General features: G+C 71.1%; 21 protein-coding genes. 14 read left to right on the top strand and 7 right to left on the bottom strand.

Annotated features, from left to right (window positions below; translation table 11 throughout):
- Positions 1-190 precede the first annotated feature (190 nt).
- From NNL39_RS02850 to NNL39_RS02820, 7 genes are all read left to right on the top strand, one after another.
- Complete coding sequence (locus tag NNL39_RS02850) at positions 191-1,312, top strand: mannose-1-phosphate guanylyltransferase (RefSeq protein ID WP_255160199.1); 1,122 nt, start codon at positions 191-193, stop codon at positions 1,310-1,312.
- A 234-nt stretch (positions 1,313-1,546) separates the two neighbouring features.
- Positions 1,547-2,626, top strand: coding sequence for a BMP family lipoprotein (locus tag NNL39_RS02845; RefSeq protein ID WP_255160198.1), 1,080 nt, complete (start codon positions 1,547-1,549; stop codon positions 2,624-2,626).
- Between the two features lie 240 nt (positions 2,627-2,866).
- Positions 2,867-4,381, top strand: coding sequence for an ABC transporter ATP-binding protein (locus NNL39_RS02840; RefSeq protein WP_255160197.1), 1,515 nt, complete (start codon positions 2,867-2,869; stop codon positions 4,379-4,381).
- Positions 4,378-5,709, top strand: a complete 1,332-nt coding sequence (locus NNL39_RS02835) for an ABC transporter permease (protein ID WP_407665143.1) — start codon at positions 4,378-4,380, stop codon at positions 5,707-5,709. Before NNL39_RS02840 ends, NNL39_RS02835 begins: the two co-directional genes overlap by 4 nt.
- Positions 5,706-6,992: an ABC transporter permease gene (locus NNL39_RS02830; protein ID WP_407665142.1), complete on the top strand. Its 1,287-nt coding sequence runs from the start codon at positions 5,706-5,708 to the stop codon at positions 6,990-6,992. The genes NNL39_RS02835 and NNL39_RS02830 overlap by 4 nt, the downstream gene beginning before the upstream one ends.
- Positions 6,993-7,002: 10 nt before the next feature.
- Positions 7,003-7,404, top strand: coding sequence for a cytidine deaminase (locus tag NNL39_RS02825; RefSeq protein WP_255160195.1), 402 nt, complete (start codon positions 7,003-7,005; stop codon positions 7,402-7,404).
- Positions 7,401-8,696: a thymidine phosphorylase gene (locus tag NNL39_RS02820; protein ID WP_255160194.1), complete on the top strand. Its 1,296-nt coding sequence runs from the start codon at positions 7,401-7,403 to the stop codon at positions 8,694-8,696. Before NNL39_RS02825 ends, NNL39_RS02820 begins: the two co-directional genes overlap by 4 nt.
- Positions 8,697-8,798: 102 nt before the next feature.
- Here NNL39_RS02820 and uriH read toward each other — a convergent pair whose 3' ends face one another.
- Positions 8,799-9,770, bottom strand: coding sequence for a uridine-preferring nucleoside hydrolase UriH (uriH, locus tag NNL39_RS02815; protein ID WP_255160193.1), 972 nt, complete (start codon positions 9,768-9,770; stop codon positions 8,799-8,801).
- 62 nt (positions 9,771-9,832) lie between these two features.
- Between uriH and NNL39_RS02810 the strand changes: the two genes are divergently transcribed.
- The 5 genes from NNL39_RS02810 to NNL39_RS02790 are packed head-to-tail and all read left to right on the top strand — an operon-like array spanning position 9,833 to position 13,597.
- Positions 9,833-11,059, top strand: a complete 1,227-nt coding sequence (locus tag NNL39_RS02810) for an adenosylhomocysteinase (protein WP_255160192.1) — start codon at positions 9,833-9,835, stop codon at positions 11,057-11,059.
- Positions 11,056-11,739 (top strand): IclR family transcriptional regulator, encoded by a 684-nt coding sequence (locus NNL39_RS02805; RefSeq protein ID WP_255160191.1) that lies wholly within the window; start codon positions 11,056-11,058, stop codon positions 11,737-11,739. Before NNL39_RS02810 ends, NNL39_RS02805 begins: the two co-directional genes overlap by 4 nt.
- A gap of 21 nt (positions 11,740-11,760) precedes the next feature.
- Entirely contained in the window at positions 11,761-12,879 is a 1,119-nt protein-coding gene (locus tag NNL39_RS02800) for an adenosine deaminase (protein ID WP_255160190.1), read from the top strand.
- Positions 12,876-13,328: a PTS sugar transporter subunit IIA gene (locus NNL39_RS02795; RefSeq protein WP_255160189.1), complete on the top strand. Its 453-nt coding sequence runs from the start codon at positions 12,876-12,878 to the stop codon at positions 13,326-13,328. Before NNL39_RS02800 ends, NNL39_RS02795 begins: the two co-directional genes overlap by 4 nt.
- Complete coding sequence (locus tag NNL39_RS02790) at positions 13,325-13,597, top strand: PTS sugar transporter subunit IIB (RefSeq protein ID WP_255160188.1); 273 nt, start codon at positions 13,325-13,327, stop codon at positions 13,595-13,597. The genes NNL39_RS02795 and NNL39_RS02790 overlap by 4 nt, the downstream gene beginning before the upstream one ends.
- 56 nt (positions 13,598-13,653) lie before the next feature.
- On the opposite strand, the gene NNL39_RS02785 is transcribed toward NNL39_RS02790, so the two are convergent.
- The 4 genes from NNL39_RS02785 to NNL39_RS02770 are packed head-to-tail and all read right to left on the bottom strand — an operon-like array spanning position 13,654 to position 18,091.
- Positions 13,654-14,283, bottom strand: a complete 630-nt coding sequence (locus NNL39_RS02785) for a hypothetical protein (RefSeq protein ID WP_255160187.1) — start codon at positions 14,281-14,283, stop codon at positions 13,654-13,656.
- On the bottom strand, positions 14,280-15,545 hold the full coding sequence (locus tag NNL39_RS02780; protein WP_255160186.1) for a hypothetical protein: 1,266 nt from the start codon (positions 15,543-15,545) through the stop codon (positions 14,280-14,282). The genes NNL39_RS02785 and NNL39_RS02780 overlap by 4 nt, the downstream gene beginning before the upstream one ends.
- Positions 15,546-15,568: 23 nt before the next feature.
- Positions 15,569-17,248, bottom strand: a complete 1,680-nt coding sequence (locus tag NNL39_RS02775) for a phospho-sugar mutase (RefSeq protein WP_255160185.1) — start codon at positions 17,246-17,248, stop codon at positions 15,569-15,571.
- A gap of 9 nt (positions 17,249-17,257) precedes the next feature.
- Positions 17,258-18,091 carry a purine-nucleoside phosphorylase gene (locus NNL39_RS02770; RefSeq protein WP_255160184.1) on the bottom strand — a complete coding sequence of 278 codons (834 nt, stop codon included), beginning with the start codon at positions 18,089-18,091 and terminating at the stop codon, positions 17,258-17,260.
- Between the two features lie 149 nt (positions 18,092-18,240).
- On the opposite strand from NNL39_RS02770, the gene NNL39_RS02765 reads away from it, so the two are divergent.
- Positions 18,241-19,683: an NAD(P)H-quinone dehydrogenase gene (locus NNL39_RS02765; RefSeq protein WP_255160183.1), complete on the top strand. Its 1,443-nt coding sequence runs from the start codon at positions 18,241-18,243 to the stop codon at positions 19,681-19,683.
- Positions 19,684-19,686: 3 nt separating this feature from the next.
- Positions 19,687-20,460 (top strand): hypothetical protein, encoded by a 774-nt coding sequence (locus NNL39_RS02760; protein ID WP_255160182.1) that lies wholly within the window; start codon positions 19,687-19,689, stop codon positions 20,458-20,460.
- A 17-nt stretch (positions 20,461-20,477) separates the two neighbouring features.
- On the opposite strand, the gene NNL39_RS02755 is transcribed toward NNL39_RS02760, so the two are convergent.
- Positions 20,478-22,253, bottom strand: coding sequence for an acetyl/propionyl/methylcrotonyl-CoA carboxylase subunit alpha (locus NNL39_RS02755; RefSeq protein WP_255160181.1), 1,776 nt, complete (start codon positions 22,251-22,253; stop codon positions 20,478-20,480).
- A 69-nt stretch (positions 22,254-22,322) separates the two neighbouring features.
- On the bottom strand, positions 22,323-22,985 hold the full coding sequence (locus NNL39_RS02750; RefSeq protein WP_255160180.1) for a Maf family protein: 663 nt from the start codon (positions 22,983-22,985) through the stop codon (positions 22,323-22,325).
- Positions 22,986-23,019: the final 34 nt, after the last annotated feature.

The following is a 23,019-nucleotide window of genomic DNA, read 5'->3' as shown; positions in this document are numbered from 1 at the left end:
CGATGCCTTCGCTGGCACGAGAAACCCTCCTCAGGGCAGTGACGACGCGCGCGATCGCTCGCGCTCGTGGACTCCGGTTGGATTCCGATTCTCAGCTGGTGGTCGCCGATACACGCAGTCTACGTCGACTTTTCTGAGTGCTCGGAACGGCGGGCGGAAGAGCGTTCGCCCGCCCGATAGGGTGGCGCGCATGCACCAGATCGAGGGGGCTCTTCCCGACTTCCACGCCGTCATCCCTGCGGGAGGCGTCGGCTCCCGGCTGTGGCCGCTCTCGCGGGCCGAGGCACCCAAGTTCTTGCACGACCTCACGGGCAGCGGGCAGACGCTGCTGCGCGACACGTGGAACCGCGTGCTGCCGCTCGCCGGCAGCGCGGGCATCATGGTCGTGACCGGGCGTGCGCACCGCGCTGCCGTGCAGCAGCAGCTGCCCGAGCTGACCGAGGCGAACATCGTGCTCGAGAGCGAGCCGAAGGAGTCGTCGGCCGCGATCGGGCTCGCGGCGGCCATCCTGCACCGCCGCCACCCCGACGTGATCGTCGGCTCGTTCGCGGCCGACCACGTCATCACCGACGGCGAGCGCTTCCGTCACGCCGTCGCCGAGGCGGTGGCCGTCGCGCGCGAGGGCTACATCACGACGATCGGCATCGCGCCCACCGAGCCCTCGGTGGGATTCGGGTACATCCTGTGCGGCGAGCGACTGCAGGTCGAGGGAGCGACGCACGCGCACCTCGTGCAGAACTTCGTCGAGAAGCCCGACCTCGAGACCGCGACCGCCTACCTCGCCTCGGGCGACTACCTCTGGAACGGCGGCATGTTCATCGCCCGCGCCGACCAGCTGCTCGCGCAACTGGCTGAGACCCAGCCGATGCTGCACGAGGGTCTGCTCGAGATCGCCGCGGCGTGGGACACCTCGAAGCGCGACATCGTCGTCGACGCCATCTGGCCCCTTATGCCCAAGATCGCGATCGACTACAGCGTCGCCGAGCCCGCCGCCGCGGCTGGCCGACTGGCGGTCGTGCGCGGCGACTTCCCCTGGGACGACGTGGGCGACTTCTCGTCGCTCGCCAAGCTGCTCTCGGGTGGCCGCCCCGGCGACCTCGCCATCCTCGGCGAGGGCGCGCGCGTGCTGGCCGACTCGTCGAGCGGCGTCGTGGTCAGCCAGAGCAAGCGGCTCATCTCGCTCGTCGGCGTCACCGACATCGTCGTCGTCGATACTCCGGATGCCCTGCTCGTGACGACGCGCGAGCACGCGCAGCGCGTCAAGAGCGTCGTCGACGCCATCAAGCAGGCCGGGCGCGACGACCTGCTCTAGCCGTTCGGCGGGGCTTCGGAGCGGCGCGTGCCGCGCATCAGTTCTGCTCATTCGCGCACGCGCATGCGCATCTCGTGCGCGCCGCCCAGCATTTCCGCGGGATTACGGCCGCGTCCCGGATTCGTAACGCTTGCATCACCAGGGCCCTTCGGCACTCCTGAAGCCGCCGTGCGTTCGCTAACGTGGAGCCAATTCGCTCCAGCGTCCTGCTGGGCAGCAATTTTGGAGGACACAGTGATCATCACTACCCGTAAGCGCGCCCTGGGCGGGCTTGCCCTGCTCGGCGCGAGCGCCCTCGTGCTCGCCGGCTGCGCGGCAGCTCCGACGGAGGAGCCCACCGAGACCGAGGCGCTCGACTTCCTTCCCTGCATCGTCTCTGACGCCGGTGGCTGGGACGACAAGTCGTTCAACGAGGCCGCGTACGAGGGCATCGAAGAGGCTGCCGCCGAGCTCGGCGTCGAGTTCGTGCCCGTCGAGTCGGCTGACGAGAACGCCTACGAGCCGAACGTGCAGCAGCTCGTCGACCAGGGCTGCGACCTGATCGTGACCGTGGGCTTCCTCCTCGCCGAGGCGACCACCAACGCGGCCACGGCCAACCCCGACATCAACTTCGCGATCATCGATGAGTTCATCGACGCTCCGAACGTCAAGCCGATCCAGTTCAACACGGTCGAGGCGGCGTTCCTCGCCGGCTACGTCGCGGCGAGCTACTCGGAGACCGGCGTCGTCGGCACCTTCGGCGGCATCCCGATCCCGCCCGTCACCATCTTCATGGACGGCTTCGTCCAGGGTGTCGACTACTACAACGAGACCAAGGGCACCTCGGTGCAGGCGCTCGGGTGGGACCTCGAGGGCCAGACCGGCGCGTTCACCGGTGGCTTCGCCCCCGGCACCGAGGCGCTGACCACGGCGCAGGGTCTCATCGACCAGAACGCTGACGTGCTGCTGCCCGTCGGTGGCCCGATCTACTTCAGCGCTGCTGAGGCCATCCGCGACTCGGGCCGCTCGATCGCCCTCATGGGCGTCGACAAGGACATCTTCGTGTCCGACCCCGACATCGCCGACCTGGTGCTCACCTCGGTGCTCAAGAACATCGCCACGGCCGTCTACGACGTCGTGACCGGTGCGGCCACCGCTGAGTTCGACCCGAGCCCGTACGTGGGCACGCTCGACAACGGCGGCGTGGGCATCGCCGAGTTCCACGACTTCGAGTCGGCGGTCGACGCTGAGCTCGCGACCGAGGTCGAGGGACTCATCGCCGGCATCATCGACGGCTCGATCGAGGTCACCTCGCCGGCGTCGCCCGGTCAGTAGTCCGGAATCGTTCCACCCGGGGGAGGTCAGCGCTGCTGGCCTCCCCCGGTCCGTTTCCCCCCTCGGTGGCGTCATCGCCCCTCTGCTCAGATGCGCAGGGAAGCGCTCATATTCCGCTCTGCGCTCTCCCCTACAGTGGTGTCACGAGCACACCGCGGTCGCCTCGGGCGGCCGCGTGAGCGCGCACCCCGCACCCGATACAGCGCCGCCCACGTCGCCGGCGCAGGAAGGCCAAGGAGCATGAAGCTCGAGCTTCGCGGCATCACCAAGCGCTTCGGTGCGCTGACTGCCAATGACCACATAGACCTCGTCGTCGAACCGGGCGAGATCCACTGCCTGCTCGGCGAGAACGGCGCCGGCAAGAGCACGCTCATGAACGTGCTCTACGGCCTCTACCAGGCCGACGAGGGCGAGATCCTGCTCGACGACGTCGTGCAGAAGTTCGCCGGCCCCGGCGACGCCATGAACGCCGGCATCGGCATGGTGCACCAGCACTTCATGCTCATCCCCGTCTTCACCGTCGCTGAGAACGTCATGCTCGGGCACGAGCAGACGAAGGCCGCCGGACTGCTCGACCTCGACGCCGCTCGCGCGATGGTGCGCGAGATCTCGGCCCGCTTCGGCTTCGACATCGACCCCGACGCGAAGATCGAAGACCTGCCGGTCGGCGTGCAGCAGCGCGTCGAGATCATCAAGGCGCTCTCGCGCAACGCCAACGTGCTCGTGTTCGACGAGCCCACCGCCGTGCTCACGCCGCAAGAGACCGACGAGCTCATGGGCATCATGCGACAGCTGCGCGACGAGGGCACCTCGATCGTCTTCATCACCCACAAGCTGCGCGAAGTGCGCGAGGTCGCCGACCGCATCACGGTCATCCGCCTCGGCAAGGTCGTCGGCGAGGCCTCGCCCACCGCGACGAACGCCGAGATGGCCTCGCTCATGGTCGGCCGCGCTGTCGAGCTGACGGTCGACAAGGCCCCCGCCCAGCCGGGGGAGCCCTCGCTCGTCGTGAGCGACCTCGTCGTCACCGATCCGCGCGGCCAGGTGCTCGTCGACCACGTGTCGTTCACGCTGCACCGCGGCGAGATTCTCGCGATCGCGGGCGTGCAGGGCAACGGCCAGACCGAGCTCACCGAGGCCATCATGGGCCTGCAGCCCAAGGTGCACGGCTCGATCTCGCTCGAGGGCAACGAACTCGTCGGCGACTCGGTTCGGCAGGTTCTGGATGCGGGGGTCGGCTTCGTGCCGGAGGACCGCACCGAAGACGGTCTCGTCGGTACCTTCTCGATCGCCGAGAACCTCATGCTCGACCGCTCGACCGGCGAGCCTTTCGTCAAGTGGGGCACGCTGCAGCTCGACGAGCTCGCGCGCTTCGCCGCGGAGCGGGTCGAGGAGTTCGACGTGCGTACGCAGGGCATCACCCAGGCCGCGGGCCGCCTCTCGGGCGGCAACCAGCAGAAGGTGGTGCTGGCGCGCGAGCTCAGCCGCGAGCTCGCCCTCTTCGTCGCCGCGCAGCCCACGCGCGGACTCGACGTCGGTTCGATCGAGTTCGTGCACAAGCGCATCGTGGCGACGCGCGACGCCGGCATCCCCGTCATCGTCGTCTCGACCGAGCTCGACGAGGTCGCGGCGCTCGCCGACCGCATCGCCGTCATGTACCGGGGGCGCATCGTCGGCATCGTGCCGGGCGATACCCCGCGAGACGTTCTGGGCCTCATGATGGCCGGAGAGACCCCCACGGAGGTGGCCGCGTGAGCGACGAGACGAAGAACCCGACCCCCGCCGAGTCGAGCGAGCAGACCACCGCTCAGGCGGTGCACGAGCAGGTCGTCGCCCACGAGACCGGGCGCGACGCATCCGAGCCCCCGGTGCCCCGCAGCAACCAGATCGTCAAGGAGATCTTCGGCGGCAGCGCGGCCATCTCGGTGCTCGCCGTGTTCCTGGCCCTGGTGTTCGGCGGCATCCTCATCGTGCTCACCGACGAGACCGTGGCCCAGACGAGCGCGTACTTCTTCTCGCGCCCGACCGACATGCTCGTCGCGATGTGGGACGCGGTCGCGGGCGCCTACTCCGCGCTCTTCCGCGGCTCGGTGTTCAACACCCTGCGCGCCGACGACCTCGCGGTGGCCTTCCGGCCGCTCACCGAGACGCTCGCCAACGCCACGCCGCTCATCGCGGCGGGCCTCGGCGTCGCCCTCGCCTTCCGCGTCGGGCTGTTCAACATCGGTGGCCGCGGGCAGATGCTCATCGCCGCCGCTGCGGCGGGCTACGTCGGGGCCTACATCCCCATGCCGCCCGTCATCCACCTGCTGGTTGCGCTCATCGTCGGCCTCATCGGCGGCGCGCTGTGGGGCGGCATCGTCGGTCTGCTGAAGGCGCGCACGGGCGCGCACGAGGTGATCGTCACGATCATGCTCAACTACATCGCCTTCTACCTCGTGTCGTTCCTGCTGCGCACCCCGGGCGCGCTGCAGGCGCCGGGGCAGAACAACCCGAAGAGCGGCCCGATCCTCGAGAGCGCCCAGTTCCCGGCGCTGCTGGGCGACCAGTACAACCTCAACCTCGGCTTCATCCTCGTCATCGTGGCGACGATCTACGTCTGGTACCTGCTCAACCGGTCGGCCATGGGCTTCCGGTTCCGCGCGGTCGGCGAGAACCCGAACGCCGCGCGCGTCGCGGGTATCAAGGTCGAGCGGGTCTACGTGCAGGTCATGCTCATCGCGGGCGCCCTCGTCGGCCTCGCCGGTGTCTACCAGGTGCTCGGCAACTTCACCGGCGGGTTCGCATCGGGTCTGGATGCGAGCATCGGCTTCGACGCGATCACCGTCGCCCTGCTGGGGCGCTCGAAGCCCTGGGGAGTCTTCTTCGCGGGCATCCTGTTCGGCGCCCTGAAGGCGGGCAGCTACACGATGCAGGCGGCCGAGGGCATCCCCGTCGACATCGTGCTCGTCGTGCAGTCGTTCATCGTGCTCTTCATCGCGGCGCCGCCGCTCGTGCGATCGATCTTCCGACTTCCCACCCCTGATCCGCTGTTCCAATGGCGGACCCCGAAGCTCGCCCGCAAGGCGGAGGTGACCAAGTGAGCGTCGTGACGACCACCCGCGAAGCCGGTTCGGGGCTCGCCCCCGCCGCGCTCATCGTGCGCAGCTGGAAAGCGCCCATCGCGTTCGCGATCTTCACCGTGCTCGGCGCGGTGCTCTTCATCGCCCTCGCCCGCGGCGGCGACACCACCTACCGGCTCAGCAACGACACCGACGCCATCGTGCTGCCGTCGATCGTGCTGCCCGCTGATGTGACCGGCCTCGTGACCGTCGTGCTCATGGCCGCGGTCGCCGTGTACGGATTCCTCACGGTGCGGGGCGGGCGGCGCATCCCGCTCTGGCTCACCTCGCTCTTCGCGGTGCTGTTCCTGCTCGGGTTCCTCACGTGGGCGGCCGCCGGATCGACCGTTCCGCTCGTGGGCCTGCTCGCGGGTGCCCTGACGGTGAGCACCCCGCTCATCTTCGGCTCGCTCGGCGGCGTCATCAGCGAGCGCGTCGGCGTCGTCAACATCGCCATCGAGGGCCAGTTGCTCGCGGGGGCCTTCGTGGCCGCCCTCGTCGCGACCTTCACGGGTTCGGCGATCGTGGGCCTGCTCGCCGCGATGCTCGCGGGTGCGCTCGTCTCGGCGATCCTCGCGGTGTTCGCCATCAAGTACCTCGTCGACCAGGTCATCGTCGGCGTCGTGCTCAACGTCCTCGTCGTCGGGCTCACGAGCTTCCTGTACTCGACGGTCATGACGGGCAACCCCGACCTGTTCAACAAGCCGGAGCGCTTCGAGCGCATCCCGATCCCGCTGCTGAGCGACATCCCCGTGCTCGGGCCGATCCTCTTCAACCAGACGATCATCGTGTACCTGATGTTCGCGCTCGTGCCCACGGTGTGGTTCGCGCTCTTCAAGACCCGCTGGGGCCTGCGCCTGCGCTCGGTCGGCGAGCACCCGAAGGCGGCCGACACGGTCGGCATCAACGTGCGCGCGACGCGGTTCTGGAACGTGCTGCTCGCGGGCCTCATCGTCGGCGGAGGCGGCGCGTTCTTCACGCTCGCGGCCATCGGATCGTTCACGAAGGAGATGACGAACGGCGCGGGCTTCATCGCGCTCGCCGCAGTGATCTTCGGCCAGTGGAACCCCATCCGTGCGACGCTCGCGGCCCTGCTGTTCGGCTTCGCGACGAACCTGCAGTCGACCCTGTCGATCGTCGGGTCGCCCGTGCCGAGCGAGTTCATGCTCATGCTGCCGTACCTCGTCACGATCTTCGCCGTGGCGGGCCTGGTCGGGTTCTCGCGGCCGCCCGCCGCGTCGGGCAAGCCGTACATCAAGTCGTAGGGGCGCATCCATGACCGACATCGATTGGGATGCTCTGCGCGCCGTCGCCCTCGAGGCGATGTCGCACGCCTACGTGCCGTACTCGAAGTTCCCCGTCGGGGTCGCCGCGATCGTCGATGACGGTCGTGTGATCTCGGGATGCAACGTCGAGAACGCCTCCTACGGGCTCACGCTGTGCGCCGAGTGCGCGCTCGTCTCGAGCCTGCATATGACGGGCGGCGGCAAGCTCGTGGCCTTCACGTGCGTCGACGGCAACGGCGGCGCCCTCATGCCGTGCGGCCGCTGCCGGCAGCTGCTGTTCGAGCACTCGGCCGAAGGCATGCTGCTCGAGACCGTCTCCGGCATCAAGACCATCGATGAGGTGCTGCCCGACGCGTTCGGGCCGCGCACCCTGGAGGAGTTCCGTTCATGAGCATTGAGCCGTTCGACGTCGTCGACCTCATCCGCACCAAGCGCGACAAGGGCGCCCTCACCACCGAGCAGATCGGCTGGATGATCGACGCCTACACGCGCGGCTACGTCGCCGACGAGCAGATGTCGGCCATGACGATGGCGATCTTCCTCAACGGCATGACGCGTGAAGAAGTGCGCGACATGACGCTGGCGATGGTCGCCACGGGCACGCGCCTCGACTTCTCGGGCCTGTCGAAGAAGACGACCGACAAGCACTCGACCGGCGGGGTCGGCGACAAGATCACGCTGCCGCTCGCGCCGCTCGTCGCCTCGTTCGGCGTCGCGGTGCCGCAGCTCAGCGGCCGCGGGCTGGGCCACACGGGGGGCACGCTCGACAAGCTCGAGAGCATCCCGGGTTGGCGCGCGAACGTGACCGTCGACGAGATGATGGCGCAGCTCGAGAGCGCCGGCGCGGTCGTGTGCGCCGCCGGCTCGGGCCTCGCGCCCGCCGACGGCAAGCTCTACGCCCTGCGCGACATCACCGGCACGGTCGAGTGCATCCCGCTCATCGCCTCGTCGATCATGTCGAAGAAGATCGCCGAGGGCACCGCCGCGCTCGTGCTCGACGTGAAGTTCGGCTCGGGCGCCTTCCTGAAAGACATCGAGCAGTCGCGCGAGCTCGCCAAGGTCATGGTGCGTCTCGGTGAGGATGCCGGGGTCGCCACGCGCGCGGTGCTCACGAACATGAACGTGCCGCTGGGCCTCGCGATCGGCAACGCCAACGAGGTGCGCGAGTCGGTCGAGGTGCTCGCCGGCGGCGGTCCCGCTGACGTGGTCGAGCTCACGGTCACGCTCGCGCGCCACATGCTCGAACTCGCGGGGATCACCGACGCCGACGTCGAGGGCGCGCTGCAGAACGGGCAGGCGATGGACACCTGGAACGCGATGATCCGCGCCCAGGGCGGCGACCCCGAGGCGCCTATGGCCGAGGCCGCCGAGCACCACGTCGTCACGGCCGACCGCGACGGCGTGCTCGTCGAGCAGCTCGCGCTGCCCTTCGGCATCGCCGCGTGGCGCCTCGGCGCGGGCCGTGCGCGCAAGGAGGACCCGGTCGACCACGCCGCGGGCATCGATCTGCACGCCAAGCCCGGCGACACCGTGACGAAGGGTCAGCCCCTTTTCACGATGCACACCAACGAGGCGGCGCGCTTCGACCGCGCGCTCGAGGCGCTCGAGGGCGGCTACCGCATCGGCGCGCCCGGCGACGAGGTCGTCACCGGTGGACCGCTCATCGCGGGGGTCGTTGACTGAGGTAACCGACGGAGCGTAGCTCCGTCGGCGCTGGGGTCGCGCGATCGCGATGCGATCGCTTAAGCTCCACCGCGCTGTTGTCGCGCGATCGCGATGCGATCGCTATATCTCCACCGCGCCGATTCTGACGAGCGCGTCGACGACGAGATCCCAGAAGCGGTCGTTGTCGATGTCGAGGGCGACCTGCGTCGTGCATCCCTCGGGGGCGGGGCCGCGCAGATCGGCGACGGTCATGCCGAGCGTGAGGCCGCCCGTGAGCTCGACGTCGAGGGGCGCCGTGACGACCCGCAGCAGCGTGGGGTCGATGAGGTAGGCGACCGCGCACGGGTCGTGCACGGGCGGGTGGTCGAAGCCCTGCGCGTCTTTGTACGAGTGGGCGAAGAACTCCAGCAGCTCGCCGACGAAGCGCGCGGGCGCCGTGCCGACGGCGGCGATGCGCGCGGCGACCTCGTCGGTCGCGAGCGCCTGGTGGGTGGCATCGAGGCCGATCATCGTGAGCGGCCAGGGCTCGTTGAAGACGATGTGCGCGGCCTCGGGGTCGATGATGATGTTGAACTCGGCGACGGCGCTCCAGTTGCCGACGTGCACGCCGCCGCCCATGAGCACGACCTGCTTGACGCGTTCGGCGAGGCGCGGCTCCTTCCGCACGGCGAGCGCGATGTTCGTGAGGGCCCCGGTCGGCACGAGCGACACGGTCTGGGGCGGGTGGCTCATGACCGTGTCGATGATGAGGTCGACCGCGTGGCGCGGGTCGAGCGCGACGGCCGGCTCGGGCAGCACGGGGCCGTCGAGCCCCGATTCGCCGTGGATGTCGGGGGCCGTCTCGACGGTGCGCACGAGCGGGCGGTGGGCGCCGCGGGCGATGGGCACCGCATCCATGCCGATCACCCGCGCGACCGACAGCGCATTGCGCGTGACCTTCTCGATGGTCTGGTTACCCATGACGGTCGTCACGGCGAGCAGCTCGATCGCGGGAGAGCCGTGCGCGAGCAGCATCGCGACCGCGTCATCGTGGCCGGGGTCGCAGTCGAGGATGATCTTCTGCGGTGCGGAGTCGGGGGTGGGGAACGCCATGAGGGGAGCCTAGCGCAGAACTGCACATATGAAACGGGCTTGCGCATGTGTAAAGTGCGTTCATGAGCCCTCAAACCTCCGACGCCGATCTCGCCGTCCGCGGTGCCGCGCGCATCGACTGGATCCGTTCGCGCATGACCCTGCTCGCCGGCGTGCGCGCGCGCTTCGCCGACGAGCAGCCGTTCGCCGGCCATCGCATCGGCATGTCGCTGCACCTCGAGCCCAAGACCGCCGTCCTGCTCGAAACGCTGCAGGCCGGCGGGGCCGAGGTCGTCGCGACCGGCAACCACGGCTCGACGCAGGACGACATCGTCGCCCACCTGCGCGGTCAGGGAATGACAGTGCACGGCACGCGCGCCGACACCCTCGAGCAGCACCACGCCAACGTCGCCGCGGTAGATGCGGCCCGGCCGAGCATCCTGCTCGACAACGGGGCCGACCTCGCCGCACTCGCCGCCGCGCGCGTCGACGCCGCGGCGGTCGCGGCCGGCGACCCCACGGGCGGCACGGGCATCATCGGCGGCACGGAGGAGACGACGAGCGGCGGCATGCGGCTGCGCACCGAGCTCGCCGGGCGCCTTCCGTTCCCGCTCATCGTCATCAACGATTCGCTGCTCAAAGCGATCGGCGAGAACAAGCACTCCGTGGGCCAGTCGGTCGTGGAGAGCATCATGCGCATCACCAACCTGCGCATCGCCGGCCGCCGGTTCCTCGTCGCGGGCTACGGCTGGTGCGGGCGTGGCATCGCGCAGTACCTGCGGGCGATGGGCGGCAAGGTCGCTGTCGCCGAGATCGACGACCTGAAGGCGTTCGAGGCGGCGTGGGACGGCTACCGGGTCGGCAGCATCGTCGACCTCGCCGGTTGGGCCGAGGTCGTCATCACCGCGACCGGCCACCCCGATGTCGTCACGGCTGAGGTCGTCGACGCGCTCGCCGATGGGACGGTGCTCGCCAACGCCGGCCACTTCCCGTGGGAGATCGACGTGCCGGGGCTGTACGCCCTCGCCATCGGCCGCACGACGCTCGACGAGGCGATCGAGCGCGTCGACCTGCCGGGCGGCCGCCATGTTGTGCTGCTCGCAGAAGGCCGCATGATGAATCTCGCCGGCCGCGAGCCGAAGGGCAATTCGATCGAGGCCATGGATCTCGGCTTCCTGCTGCAGGCGCTCTCGCTCGAGCGCGTGGCGCGCGACCCGGCGTCTCTCGTCGCGGGGGCCCAGCCGGTTCCCGACGCGATCGAGCGCGAGATCGCCCGCGGGATGCTCGCCGCGATGGGCGCGCACCGATGAGCATGCCCGCTCCGGAATACAGCGTTCCCGCGCTCGACAAGGCCCTCGACGTGCTCGAACTGCTCGCCGAGGCTCCGGAGCCGCTCACGCAGACCGAGATCGCCGACGCGACCGGCCGCAGCGTGGGGCAGCTCTTCCGCGTGCTCGTGACGCTCGAGCGGAGGGGGTTCCTCGTGCGCGAGCGCGGCGGCGGCTATCTGCTCGGCACGCGGCTGTTCGATCTCGCGCACCGGCACGAGCCCCTGCGCGGTCTGCGCGCGGCCGCGCTGCCGGTGATGCACGAGCTGGCCGACGAGGTGCGCCAGAGCTGCAACCTCGCCGTGCTCGACGGCGACCGCGTGCGCGTCGTCGCGCAGGTCGAGTCACCGGCCGACTTCGGGTACCGGGTTCGCGTGGGCGCGTTGTTCGACGCCGCGACGACGGCGACGGGCGAGGTGCTGCGCGGCGCCGCCGAGGTCGTGCGCGCCGACGCACTGCAGCACGGCATCACCGACGTCGTGGTCGCCGTGCGCGCGCCCGACGGCGCTACCGTCGCAGCCCTCACGGTGCCGTACGTCAGCACGAGTTTCAGCACGGTCGCGCACGACGCCGTCGTCGCTCAGGCGCGGGCCGCGGCCACGGCGATCGGGCTGCGACTCGGCGAGGTCGCGGGTGCCGATTCCGGGGTCACGACTCGGTAACGAACCGGTAGGTTTGAGGGTATGACGACGGCGACTGCGAACATCCTTCCCGGCACCGACCTGGCGATCGAGTCGCTGCCGAAGGTGTCGCTGCACGACCACCTCGATGGGGGTCTGCGGCCGCAGACGATCATCGAGCTCGCCGAGGCGATCGACCTCGAGCTGCCGGCCTCCGACGCCGAGGCGCTGGGCGCCTGGTTCGCCGAGAAGAGCGACTCGGGCTCGCTCGTCGAGTACCTGAAGACCTTCGATGTCACGACCGCCGTCATGCAAACGCGCGAGGGCCTCGAGCGCGTCGCGCGCGAGTTCGTGCTCGACCTCGCCGCCGACGGCGTGGTGTGGGGCGAGATTCGCTGGGCTCCCGAGCAGCACCTCACGCGCGGGTTGAGCCTCGACGAGACCGTCGAGGCCGTGCAGTCGGGTCTGGATGCCGGGGTCGAGGAGGCGCGCGGGGCCGGTCACAGCATCCGCGTCGGCCAGCTCGTCAGTGCCATGCGTCATGCCGATCGCGGGCGTGAGATCGCCGAGCTCGCCCTGCGGCACCGCGATCACGGCGTGGTCGGCTTCGACATCGCGGGCGCCGAGGCCGGCTTCCCGGCGGGGCGCATGAAAGACGCCTTCGACCTGCTCGCCGCGAGCTTCTTCCCCGCCACCATCCACGCGGGCGAGGCCGACGGCCTCGAGTCGATTCGCGGCGCCCTGCTCGACGGCCGCGCCCTGCGCCTCGGCCACGGCGTGCGCCTGGCGGAGGACATCACGCTGCGCGACGAGGGCGGCGCGACGATCGCCGAGCTCGGCCTGCTCGCCGAGTGGGTCAAAGACCGCCAGATCGCCCTCGAGACGAGCCCGAGCTCGAACCTGCAAACCGGCGCGATCGCGGCGTGGGGCGACACGATGGCCGACCACCCGCTCGACCTCTTCTACCAGCTGGGCTTCCGCGTCACCGTCAACACCGACAACCGCCTCATGAGCGCGACGACGCTCAGCCGCGAGCTGCGGCTCGTCGCCGAGGCCTTCGGCTACGACCTCGACGACCTGCTCGCCCTGCAGCTCAACGCCGCCCAGGCCGCCTTCCTGCCGGTGGAAGACCGCGAGGCGCTCATGGACACCCTCATCGACGGCTTCGAGGCCGCCCTGTGAGCCTGCCCGCCCTCGCCGATCGGGCGATCGTGCTGCACGCACGCGCCGCCGATTGGCGCGACGCCATCCGCCTCGCGGGCGACGCCCTCGTCGACAGCGGGTGTACGACCGCCGAGTACACCGAGGCGATGATCCGCATGGTCGACGACCACGGGCCGTACATCGTCATCGCGCCGGGCCTCGCCCTCGCGCACGCCCGCCCCGGTCCGGAGGTGCGCTGCGACGGTCTCTCGGTCGTGACGCTCGCCGAGCCGGTCGAGTTCGGCCACGCCCACAACGATCCCGTGCGCGTCGTCATCGGCCTCGCGGGGGTGGCGGCCGACGGCCACCTCGAGGCGGTGGCCGAGCTCGCCAACGCCTTCAACGATGCCGCGGCGATTCCGGCGCTCGCCGCGGCGACGACGCGGGATGCTGTGCGTCAGATTCTCGCCGGCGAAGGCGTCGCGTGAAGATCGTCACGATCTGCGGAGCCGGCATCGGCTCGAGCGGCATCCTCAAGGTCAACGCGGAGCGCGTGCTGCAGCGGCTCGGCCTCACGGCCACGGTCGTCGCGGCCGATCTCGCGTCGGTCGAGCGCGTCGCCGCCGACGCCCAGGTGATCCTGACGAGCGGCGAGTTCGTCGAGGCCATCGGCCCGACGCGCGCCGACGTCATCGTCATCGACAACTACTTCGACAGCGACGAGCTGAGCACGAAGCTCGAAGCCGCGATCGGCTGAGCGGGCGCAGCGCGCGCCCGGCATGTTCCGGATGCTCGCGTCGCGCTCGCCGCGCGTCAGCTCTGCCCGGCCGGGCCGTTCTTCTGGTCGAATCGACCGGAGCGGATGAGCAGGGCCACGGCCACGCCGAGGGCGCTGAGCGGGGCGGTGTAAGGCGCGAACGAGTAGAGCGCGAGCGCCACGAGCAGGCCCACGCCGGCGGCCACGGCCGCGCGGCGCCCGGGGCTGACGGCGCTCTGCGCGAGCGGCAGAACGGCCGCGCCCGCGAGCGCAGCGGCCACGCCCGTCGTCGCGAGCAGCACCCAGGGCACGAGCGGCCCGAGCGGCAGCAGCACCGAGCCCGGCAGGGCGATGGCCTCGGCGACGAGCGCGAGCGGGCGGATGAGCAGCACGAGGTAGGCGCCGAGCAGGAGCCCGACCGGCTGGGCGCGGCGGCCGATGAGAGCGTGCACCGCGGTGAGCAGCGGCACGAAGCCGAGGAAGGCGAGCACGTTGCCGAGCAGGAGCACGCGCGTGTCGTCGACGCTCGGCGTCGGCACCCCATCGACGATCGGCACCTCGAGGAGCGTCGGCACGAGGACGACGCCGATGAGCATCATCGCCGTCGCCGTGAGCGCCGCGACGAGGCCTGTGACGCGGCTCGGCGGCCCCGCGAGCCCGTCGAGGGAGGGGGAGGAGCCGGTCATGAGCGCACCTTTCGACGGAGGGCGAGGATGGTCGTCGCAACGGCGACGAAGGCGAGCAGCAGGGCGCCGCTCGGCAGCACGATGAGCCACCACACGATCGCGGCGGTCATCGCGAGCATGACGACGGAGCCGAGGCGCATCCCCGCCGCGCGACGGGCGATGAGCCCGGTGATGATCGCGAGCGCGAGCGACTGCAGCGTGATCGCGCTGACGATGACGATGGGCACGGGGGCGGTGGCCATGGCCGCTGAGGCGGCGATGAGCAGGCCGCTCGCGACGGCGAGCGCCTCGCGCAGCGACGTCGCGACGCGCGCCAGCACGGTGACCTGCACGAGCAGCGGCACGGCGCCGAGCGAGGCGAGCGCGAAGCCCTGCCCGGCCACCAGCAGGCCGGCCTCGGCCGCCGCTGATCCGGCTGTCCAGGCGAGGGCGACCACGGCCACCGCGAGGACGCCGAGCCAGATGCTGAGGCGGCGCTCGCCCTCCGACCACGGCCGCTGGGGCCGCGGTGCGCGCGGCAGGGGCGGCATGCCGGGCAGGCCCGAGACCCCGATGCCGCGCCCGCCGTCCCCATGCTCGGCGGCGTATTCGGCCTCAAGCTGCTTGCGGAACTCGACCTCGCGCTCGATCCGCGCCCCGCGCACGCGGTCGACGATGCCGAGACCGATAGCCCCGGCCATGACGAGCGCGGGACTGATGCCGGCGATCATGAACGGCAACGCGAGCCCCGCCCCGGCGATGCCCGCCCACACGTGCGCGACCATCGGATCGACGTAGGGCCGAATGAGCACGACCGCCGAGGCCGAGGCGGCCGCCGTCGTGATCGCGACGACCGCACCGACTTGCACGTCGACGATGCCGATGGGGCGCTCCGGCCCGATCGTGAGCAGGGCCAGCACGCCGACCGCGGCGATCGCGCTCGCGATCGCCATCACGACGGCCGAGACGGCGGGGGTGCGGGTCAGCGGGTCGAAACCGCGACGGTTGTAGAGCATCCCAAGGCCGATCGCGCCGAGAACAATCGCGATCGTCGTCGGCAGGCTCTGCAGCGCGGCGACCTGCTGCGCCAGCGCGAGCAGCTGCTCGTCGACGACCGGCGTGGTGCCGTCGCCGGACGCCGAGAACGGGTCGGGAATCTCGAACACGCCCAGCACGGCGAGTGCCTGGCCGGATGCCCAGCTCACGAGCGCCGCGAACCACAGCACGACGACCGGGGTCGGCAGCAGCGGCGGCCGCACGGGTTCGGGCGTCGGGGTCGTCACGCCCTCCACCCTATGCGCGTGGCTCAGACGATCAGCGCGCGCATGCCCGCCTCGAGCGCCGCGACCTCGGCCTGCGCGGCCGCCCGGCGCTCGTCGACCGAGCCCGTCGTCGACGAGGCGTCGATGTAGACCTTCACCTTGGGCTCGGTGCCGCTCGGCCGCACGATGACGCGGGCGCCGCCGCGCATCCAGAACCGCAGGATGTCACCGGGAGGGAACACGCCGAAGCCGCCGATGAAGTCGTCGACCTGCTCGACGCGCACGCCCCCGACCTCGTTGGGCGGGTTGTCGCGCAGCGCGGCCATGATTGCGCCGATGCGGCTGAGATCGGTGACGCGCAGCGAGACCTGCGCGCTCGCGAAGGCGCCGAAGCGCTCATCGAAGTCGCGCTGGTGGTCGTCGAGCGTGCGGCCCGCCGCCTTGAGCTCGCCGGCGAGGGCGAGGAAGTCGACGGCGGCCGAGATGCCGTCCTTATCGCGCACCTTCTCGGGGTCGACGAGGTAGCCGAGGGCCTCCTCGTAGCCGTAGCCGAGGCCGCCGACGCGCGAGATCCACTTGAAGCCCGTCAGGGTGTCGCTGTAGCTGACGCCGTACGCGGCGGCGACGGCCGAGAGCGCGGGCGACGAGACGAGGGATGCCGCGAACTTCGCCTGCCGCCCCTCGCGCTCGAGGCGCTCCGCGGCCCGCCAGCCGAGCAGGGCACCGACCGCGTTGCCGCTGAGCCGCCGCCAGCCCTCCGGGGTGGACGCGTCGGGGATCGCGACGGCGAGCCGGTCGGCGTCGGGGTCGTTGGCGATGATGAGCTCGGCGCCCGCGGCTCGCGCGGTCGCGAAGGAGAGGTCCATCGCGCCCGGCTCCTCCGGATTGGGGAACGCGACGGTCGGGAAGGCCCCGTCGGGCGCGATCTGCTCGGCGACGACGGTCGGCTCGCCGAGCCCGGCGTCGCGGAACACGCGCTGCGCGACCTCCCACCCGACGCCGTGCATCGCCGTGTAGACGAACGAGACCGGCTCGAGCACGGCCGACTCGGGCGTGTGCGTGACGAGGGCGGCGGTGCGGGCGATGTAGGCGTCGATGATGCTCTCGTCCGCCGTCTCGTAGGCGCTCGAGCGCGGCAGCTCGCCGACGACGCTCGTGTTCGCGACCTCGAGGATGGCGGCATGGATCGCCTCGTCGGCGGGCGCGACGATCTGCGAGCCGCCGTCGCGGCCGCCCAGGTAGACCTTGTAGCCGTTGTCGCGCGGCGGATTGTGGCTCGCCGTCACCATGACGCCGGCGCTCAGGCCGAGCTCGCGCACGGCGAAGGCCAGCACGGGGGTCGGCAGGGCGCGTGGCAGCAGCACGACGCGCACGCCCGCGCCCGCCATGAGCTCGGCCGAGTCGCGCGCGAAGACGTCGCTGTTCACGCGGCCGTCGTAGCCGATGACGACGCTCGCGTTCTCGTCGCGGGCGAGCAGCCAGCGGGCGAATCCGGTGGCCGCCTGCGAGACGAGCACACGGTTCATGCGGTTCGGACCCGCGCCGAGCTCACCGCGCAGACCCGCGGTGCCGAACGTGAGGCGCGTGTCGAAGCGGTCGCGGAGGGCATCCATGGCCGCCGCATCGCCGCCCTCGGCGGCCGGGATGAGCGCCTCGAGCTCGGCGCGCGTGACGGGGTCGGGGTCTTGTTCGAGCCACGACTTGGCGAGATCGAGAGTGGTCATGCGTGCCCCCTACAGTGCGGCGACGATGCGGGCGAGCAGGGCGCTGATGACCGGCTCAGCGTCTTTTCCGGCCTGGATGACCTCGCCGTGGCTCAGCGGTTCGGGCGAGATGCCCGCCGCGAGGTTGGTGATGAGCGAGAGGCCGAGCACCTCCATGCCGGCCTGGCGGGCCGCGATCGCCTCAAGCGCCGTCGACATGCCGACGATGTGGCCGCCGAGCGTCTTCGCCATCTGCACCTCGGCCGGGGTCTCGTAGTGCGGGCCGCGGAACTGCACGTAGACGCCCTCGTCGAGGCTCGGGTCGACCGTGTGCGCGAGGTCGCGCAGGCGCTGCGCATACAGGTCGGTGAGGTCGATGAAGGTCGCGCCCTCGAGCGGCGAGTTCGCCGTCAGGTTGAGGTGGTCGCTGATGAGCACGGGCGTGCCGGGCTTCCAGTGCTCCTTGATGCCACCCGCGCCGTTGGTGAGGATCATGACCGATGCCCCGGCCGCTGCCGCCGTGCGCACCGAGTGCACCACCCGTCGCACGCCATGATTCTCGTAGTAATGGGTGCGGGCGCCGATGACGAGCGCGCGCTTTCCGCTCGGCAGCAGGATCGACCGCAGCGTGCCGACGTGCCCCTCGAGCGCGGGCTTGCTGAAGCCGGCGATCTCGGTGGCGGGGATCGTGTGGGTGGTCTCGCCGATGAGGTCGGCAGCTTTCGCCCAGCCCGACCCGAGGGTGAGGGCGATGTCGTGCCGCTCGACGCCCGTGAGCTCGGCGAGCTGTGCGGCCGCCTGAGCGGCGATCGCGAAGGGGTCGGCGTCGGGCAGGTCGAGAGGGTTCACTGCGCTGTGGTTCATAACCGCCAGCCTACTGAGCGGGCACCGTTCGCGGTTCAGGAACGACGCGCGCACTCGCGCGGTGCCGGGATGCTCGCTCGGCGTGTCGGGCAGTCGTGAGCCGCGCATCCTGAACCGCGCACGCCGCGCGAATGCGGGAGGATGGGGGGATGGACACCTCCACGTTCGACCGCACCCAGCGCATCGCCGTCCTCGGAGGCGGCCCCGGCGGTTATGAGGCGGCGCTCGCCGGCGCGCAGCTCGGCGCCGAGGTGACCCTCGTCGAGCGCGTGGGCGTCGGCGGCTCAGCCGTGCTCACCGATGTTGTGCCGTCGAAGACGCTCATCGCGACGGCCGAGGCGGCGGGCGCCATTCGCGATGCCGCTGATCTCGGGGTTCAGTTCTTCGCGCGCGGCGAATCGGGGCGCGCCGTCAAGCCCGAGGTCGCCGTCAACCTGACGCAGGTCAACAAGCGGCTGCTCAACCTCGCCCAAGACCAGTCGGACGACATGCGCGATCAGCTCATCGCGGCCGGCGTGCGCATCATCGTCGGCGACGGGCGCCTCGATGGCCCGAACCGCATCGTCGTCGCGACCGGCCACGGCAAGAAGCGCACCGACTTCGACCAGTGCGACGCCGACACGGTGATCGTCGCCGTGGGGGCATCACCGCGCGAGCTGCCCAGCGCGAAGCCCGACGGCACGCGCATCCTGACGTGGACGCAGCTCTACACGCTCACCGAGGTTCCCGAGCACCTCATCGTCGTCGGCTCGGGCGTGACCGGCGCCGAGTTCGCCTCGGCCTACCGCGCCCTAGGCGCGCAGGTCACCCTCATCTCGAGCCGCGATCAGGTGCTGCCGGGTGAGGATGCGGATGCCGCGCACCTCATCGAGCAGGTGTTCCGGCGCAACGGCATGACGTTGCTCGCGAAGAGCCGCGCCGACTCGGTCGTGAACACGGGCGACGGCGTCACGGTCACCCTGAGCGACGGCACCGTCATCGAGGGCTCGCACTGCCTCATGGCCGTCGGCTCGATCCCCAACACGGCGGGCATCGGGCTCGAGGAGGCCGGGGTGCAGCTCACGGCCTCCGGCCACATCGCGGTCAACAAGGTCGCGCGAACCTCGATGCCCAGCGTGTATGCGGTCGGCGACTGCAGCGACTCGCTGCCCCTCGCATCCGTCGCCTCGATGCAGGGCCGCACGGCGGTCTACCACGCCATGGGCGACGCCGTGACGCCCATCCGCTTGCGCAACGTCACCTCGAACATCTTCACCGCGCCCGAGATCGCGACCGTCGGCTTCTCGCAGAAGCAGATCGAAGACGGCGAGACCCGGGGCATCGTGCACAAGCTCATGCTCGAGACCAACCCGCGCGCGAAGATGCAGGGCGTCACCGACGGCTTCATCAAGATCTTCGCGGCGAAGACCTCGGGCACCGTCATCGGGGGAGTGATCGTGGCCCCGCGGGCCTCCGAGCTCATCCTGCCGGTCGCCCTCGCCGTCGAGCACCGCCTCACGGTCGACCAGCTCGCGCGTGCCTACTCGGTGTACCCCTCGCTGTCGGGCGGCATCACGGATGCCGCGCGCGCGATGCACGTGCCCCGCGACTAGCCCGTGCCGCCCGCCGCGATCCCGCCGCAGCCGCCCGCGGCGGCCGACCCGCTCGTGCTCGTGATCGCGCGCCGGAGGGTGCTGCGGCTGCTCGTCGGCGCCATCGCCGCCGTGCTGCTCGCGCACGCGGTGCGGTCGGCGCTCGTGCTCTCGTGGCCGCCCCCGCGCGAGTTCGCGCAGACCGAGCTGCTGCGCATCCTCGACATGGGCGGCGAGGCGGCGATCGGCACCTGGCTGACGATCGGCATGATGCTCGGCGTCGTCGTGGTCGCGGGGGTCATCGCTCTCGCCGAGCGGCGGGCCGGCTCGGCGCAATGGCGCGGATGGGTCGGGGTCGCGATCGTGTTCGGCTACGCCTCGATCGACGAGCAGCTGCAACTGCACGAGGCGCTCGTGCTGCCGATGCGCGGGCTGCTCGGCATCACGAGCGGCCCGCTGTGGCTCGCGTGGGTCGTGCCCGCGCTCGTGCTCGTCGCGGTGCTCGCCCTGGTCTTCGCGCCGTTCGCCGCCCGCCTGCCGCGCCGCACCCGCACCGGCGTGGTCGTTGCGATCGGCCTATGGCTGGCCGGCGCGATCGGGGTCGAGATGCTCGACGCCGCGACGTTCCCCTGGCGCGAGGCGATGGAGCCCGTGCGCTCGCACCTCGTCAGCGCCGGGCTCGTGGCGCTCGAAGAGACCATGGAGATGCTCGGCGTCGCGCTGCTGCTGCACGTCCTGCTCGGGCACGTTCGCGACCACGCCCCGGCATCAGCCGGAGCGCGTCTCGTCGTGCGCTGACGGCCGAGAGGCCCGGCTCAGTCGACGATGCTGAGCAGCACGTGGCCCGACGACACCGTCTCGCCGACAGCCGCGCCGATGCCGGTGACGACGCCGTCTTTGTGCGCGGTCATGGGCTGCTCCATCTTCATGGCCTCGAGCACGACCACGAGATCGCCCGCGACGACCTTGTCGCCCTCGGCGACGGCGAGCTTCACGACCGTGGCCTGCATGGGGCTCTTGACGGCATCACCCGAGGCTCCGGCCGCGACGGCCGCGCCCGAGCGGCGCTTCGGCGGGGCAGCGAGCGCCGTCGAGGCGCGCGACGTGGATGCGGGCACGAGCGTCTCGGGCAGCGAGACCTCGAGGCGCTTGCCGGCGACCTCGACGACCACCGTGTGCCGCGCGGCGGGCTCGGCGAGCGGCTCGGCGAGCGAGCCGCTCCACGGCTCGAGCTGGTTGTCGAACTCGGTCTCGATCCAGCGCGTGTAGACGGTGAAGGGCGCGCCGTCCGCCGGAGCGAACGCCGGGTCGTCGACGATCGCGCGGTGGAAGGGCAGCACGGTCGGGAGGCCGGCGACCTCGAACTCGGCGAGGGCCCGGCGCGAGCGCTCGAGCGCGTCTTCTCGGGTCTTGCCGGTGACGATGAGCTTCGCGAGCAGCGAGTCGAAGGCGCCCGAGATGACGTCGCCCGTGGTGACGCCGGAGTCGACGCGCACGCCGGGGCCGCCGGGGAAGCGCAGGGCGTGCACGGGGCCGGGCATGGGCATGAAGTTCAGGCCCGGGTCTTCCCCGTTGATGCGGAACTCGAACGAGTGCCCGTGCGCGACGGGGTCGTCGTAGCCGAGCGGCTCGCCCTCGGCGAGGCGGAACTGCTCGCGCACGAGGTCGATGCCCGTGACCTCTTCCGAGACCGGGTGCTCGACCTGGAGGCGCGTGTTGACCTCGAGGAACGAGACGGTGCCGTCGGCGCCGATGAGGAACTCGCACGTGCCCGCCCCGAGGTAGCCGACCTCTTTCAGGATGGCCTTCGACGAGGAGTACAGCAGCTCGGTCTGCTCGGGCGTGAGGAACGGCGCGGGTGCCTCCTCGACGAGCTTCTGGTGGCGACGCTGCAGCGAGCAGTCGCGCGTCGAGATGACGACGACGGTGCCGTGCGCGTCGGCGAGGCACTGGGTCTCGACGTGGCGGGGCTTGTCGAGGTACTTCTCGACGAAGCACTCGCCGCGGCCGAAGGCCGCGATGGCTTCGCGCGTGGCGGAGTCGAACAGCTCGGGAATCTCCTCGCGCGTGCGGGCGACCTTGAGGCCGCGCCCGCCGCCGCCGAACGCGGCCTTGATCGCCACGGGCAGGCCGTGCACGTCGACGAAGGCGAGCACCTCGTCGGCGCCGCTCACGGGGTTGAGGGTGCCGGGGGCGAGGGGCGCGCCGACCTTCTCGGCGATGTGGCGGGCGCTGACCTTGTCGCCGAGCTTCTCGATCGCATCCGGAGACGGCCCGATCCAGGTGAGGCCGGCGTCGATGACGGCGCGCGCGAAGTCGGCGTTCTCGGCGAGGAAGCCGTAGCCCGGGTGCACCGCGTCGGCGCCGGCCCGGCGGGCGACGCTGAGCAGCTTGTCGATGACGAGGTAGGTCTCGGCGCTCGTCGTGCCGTTGAGCGCGTAGGCCTCGTCGGCGAGGCGCACGTGCCGGGCATCCCGATCCTGATCGGCGTAGACGGCCACCGTCGCGATGCCGGAGTCACGGGCGGCGCGGATGACGCGGACGGCGATCTCGCCTCGGTTGGCGATGAGGATCTTCGTGATGCGGGCCATGGTTCCCCAGCCTAGGGGTGCGCGCGGCCGCCGCGTTTGGCGAGGGCCCACAAAAGGGGCGCGGATCGCTTAGCGATTCCAGAGATCGGTCCAGCGCCCGCCGAGCTCGTGCACGAGCTTGCGCAGCAGCGGCACCGAGAGGCCGACGACGGTGTGCGGGTCGCCCTCGATGCGGTCGATGAACCCGGCGCCCTTCGAGTCGATCGTGAACGCCCCGGCGACCTTCAGCGGTTCGCCTGTGGCGATGTACGCGTCGATCTCGGCCGTCTCGATGTCGTCGGCGAAGTGCACCGTCGCGCGGGATGCCCGACCGACAGCCCCGTTCAGCCGGCCACCCCGGTGGTCGATGAGCCAGTGGCCCGAGTGCAGCACGCCACTGCGGCCGCGCTGCGCGAGCCAGCGCTCGCGGGCGATCGCGGGTTCGTGCGGTTTGCCGAACACCGTGCCGTCGAGTTCGAAGGCCGAGTCGCCGCCGAGGATGAACCCATCGACCTCGGCCGGCGCCAGCCCGGCGTCGCCGAGCACCGCGGGGTCGAGGCCCGCCTCGGCCTTGAGGCGGGCGAGCAGCTGCACCATCTCGTCGGCCGGCAGGCGGCCCTCGGGATGCGCGGCCGCAGCCGCATCCACCGCCCGCTCTTCATCGACCCCGGGGGCGAACGCGATCGGCTCGATGCCGACCGCCCGCAGCGTCGCGAGCCGGGCCGGAGACGTCGAGGCGAGGTAGAGGCGCACGGCTCGATGCTACGGGCCGCACCTAGGCTGAGGG

It is taken from the genome of Microcella humidisoli (assembly GCF_024362325.1).
Taxonomy (GTDB): domain Bacteria; phylum Actinomycetota; class Actinomycetes; order Actinomycetales; family Microbacteriaceae; genus Microcella; species Microcella humidisoli.
The sequence above is the reverse complement of the archived record's forward strand: the minus strand, read 5'-3'. Positions and strand labels throughout refer to the sequence as shown.

Excerpts from the sequence above, each read along its gene's own strand:
- uriH (WP_255160193.1), bottom strand. The coding sequence starts at position 9,770 with ATGGCGTTCCCCACCCCCGACTCCGCACCGCAGAAGATCATCCTCGAC.
- NNL39_RS02765 (WP_255160183.1), top strand. The coding sequence starts at position 18,241 with ATGGACACCTCCACGTTCGACCGCACCCAGCGCATCGCCGTCCTCGGA.
- NNL39_RS02840 (WP_255160197.1), top strand. The coding sequence starts at position 2,867 with ATGAAGCTCGAGCTTCGCGGCATCACCAAGCGCTTCGGTGCGCTGACT.
- NNL39_RS02810 (WP_255160192.1), top strand. The coding sequence starts at position 9,833 with ATGAGCCCTCAAACCTCCGACGCCGATCTCGCCGTCCGCGGTGCCGCG.
- NNL39_RS02825 (WP_255160195.1), top strand. The coding sequence starts at position 7,003 with ATGACCGACATCGATTGGGATGCTCTGCGCGCCGTCGCCCTCGAGGCG.
- NNL39_RS02850 (WP_255160199.1), top strand. The coding sequence starts at position 191 with ATGCACCAGATCGAGGGGGCTCTTCCCGACTTCCACGCCGTCATCCCT.
- NNL39_RS02775 (WP_255160185.1), bottom strand. The coding sequence starts at position 17,248 with ATGACCACTCTCGATCTCGCCAAGTCGTGGCTCGAACAAGACCCCGAC.
- NNL39_RS02785 (WP_255160187.1), bottom strand. The coding sequence starts at position 14,283 with ATGACCGGCTCCTCCCCCTCCCTCGACGGGCTCGCGGGGCCGCCGAGC.
- NNL39_RS02805 (WP_255160191.1), top strand. The coding sequence starts at position 11,056 with ATGAGCATGCCCGCTCCGGAATACAGCGTTCCCGCGCTCGACAAGGCC.
- NNL39_RS02800 (WP_255160190.1), top strand. The coding sequence starts at position 11,761 with ATGACGACGGCGACTGCGAACATCCTTCCCGGCACCGACCTGGCGATC.
- NNL39_RS02820 (WP_255160194.1), top strand. The coding sequence starts at position 7,401 with ATGAGCATTGAGCCGTTCGACGTCGTCGACCTCATCCGCACCAAGCGC.
- NNL39_RS02770 (WP_255160184.1), bottom strand. The coding sequence starts at position 18,091 with ATGAACCACAGCGCAGTGAACCCTCTCGACCTGCCCGACGCCGACCCC.
- NNL39_RS02755 (WP_255160181.1), bottom strand. The coding sequence starts at position 22,253 with ATGGCCCGCATCACGAAGATCCTCATCGCCAACCGAGGCGAGATCGCC.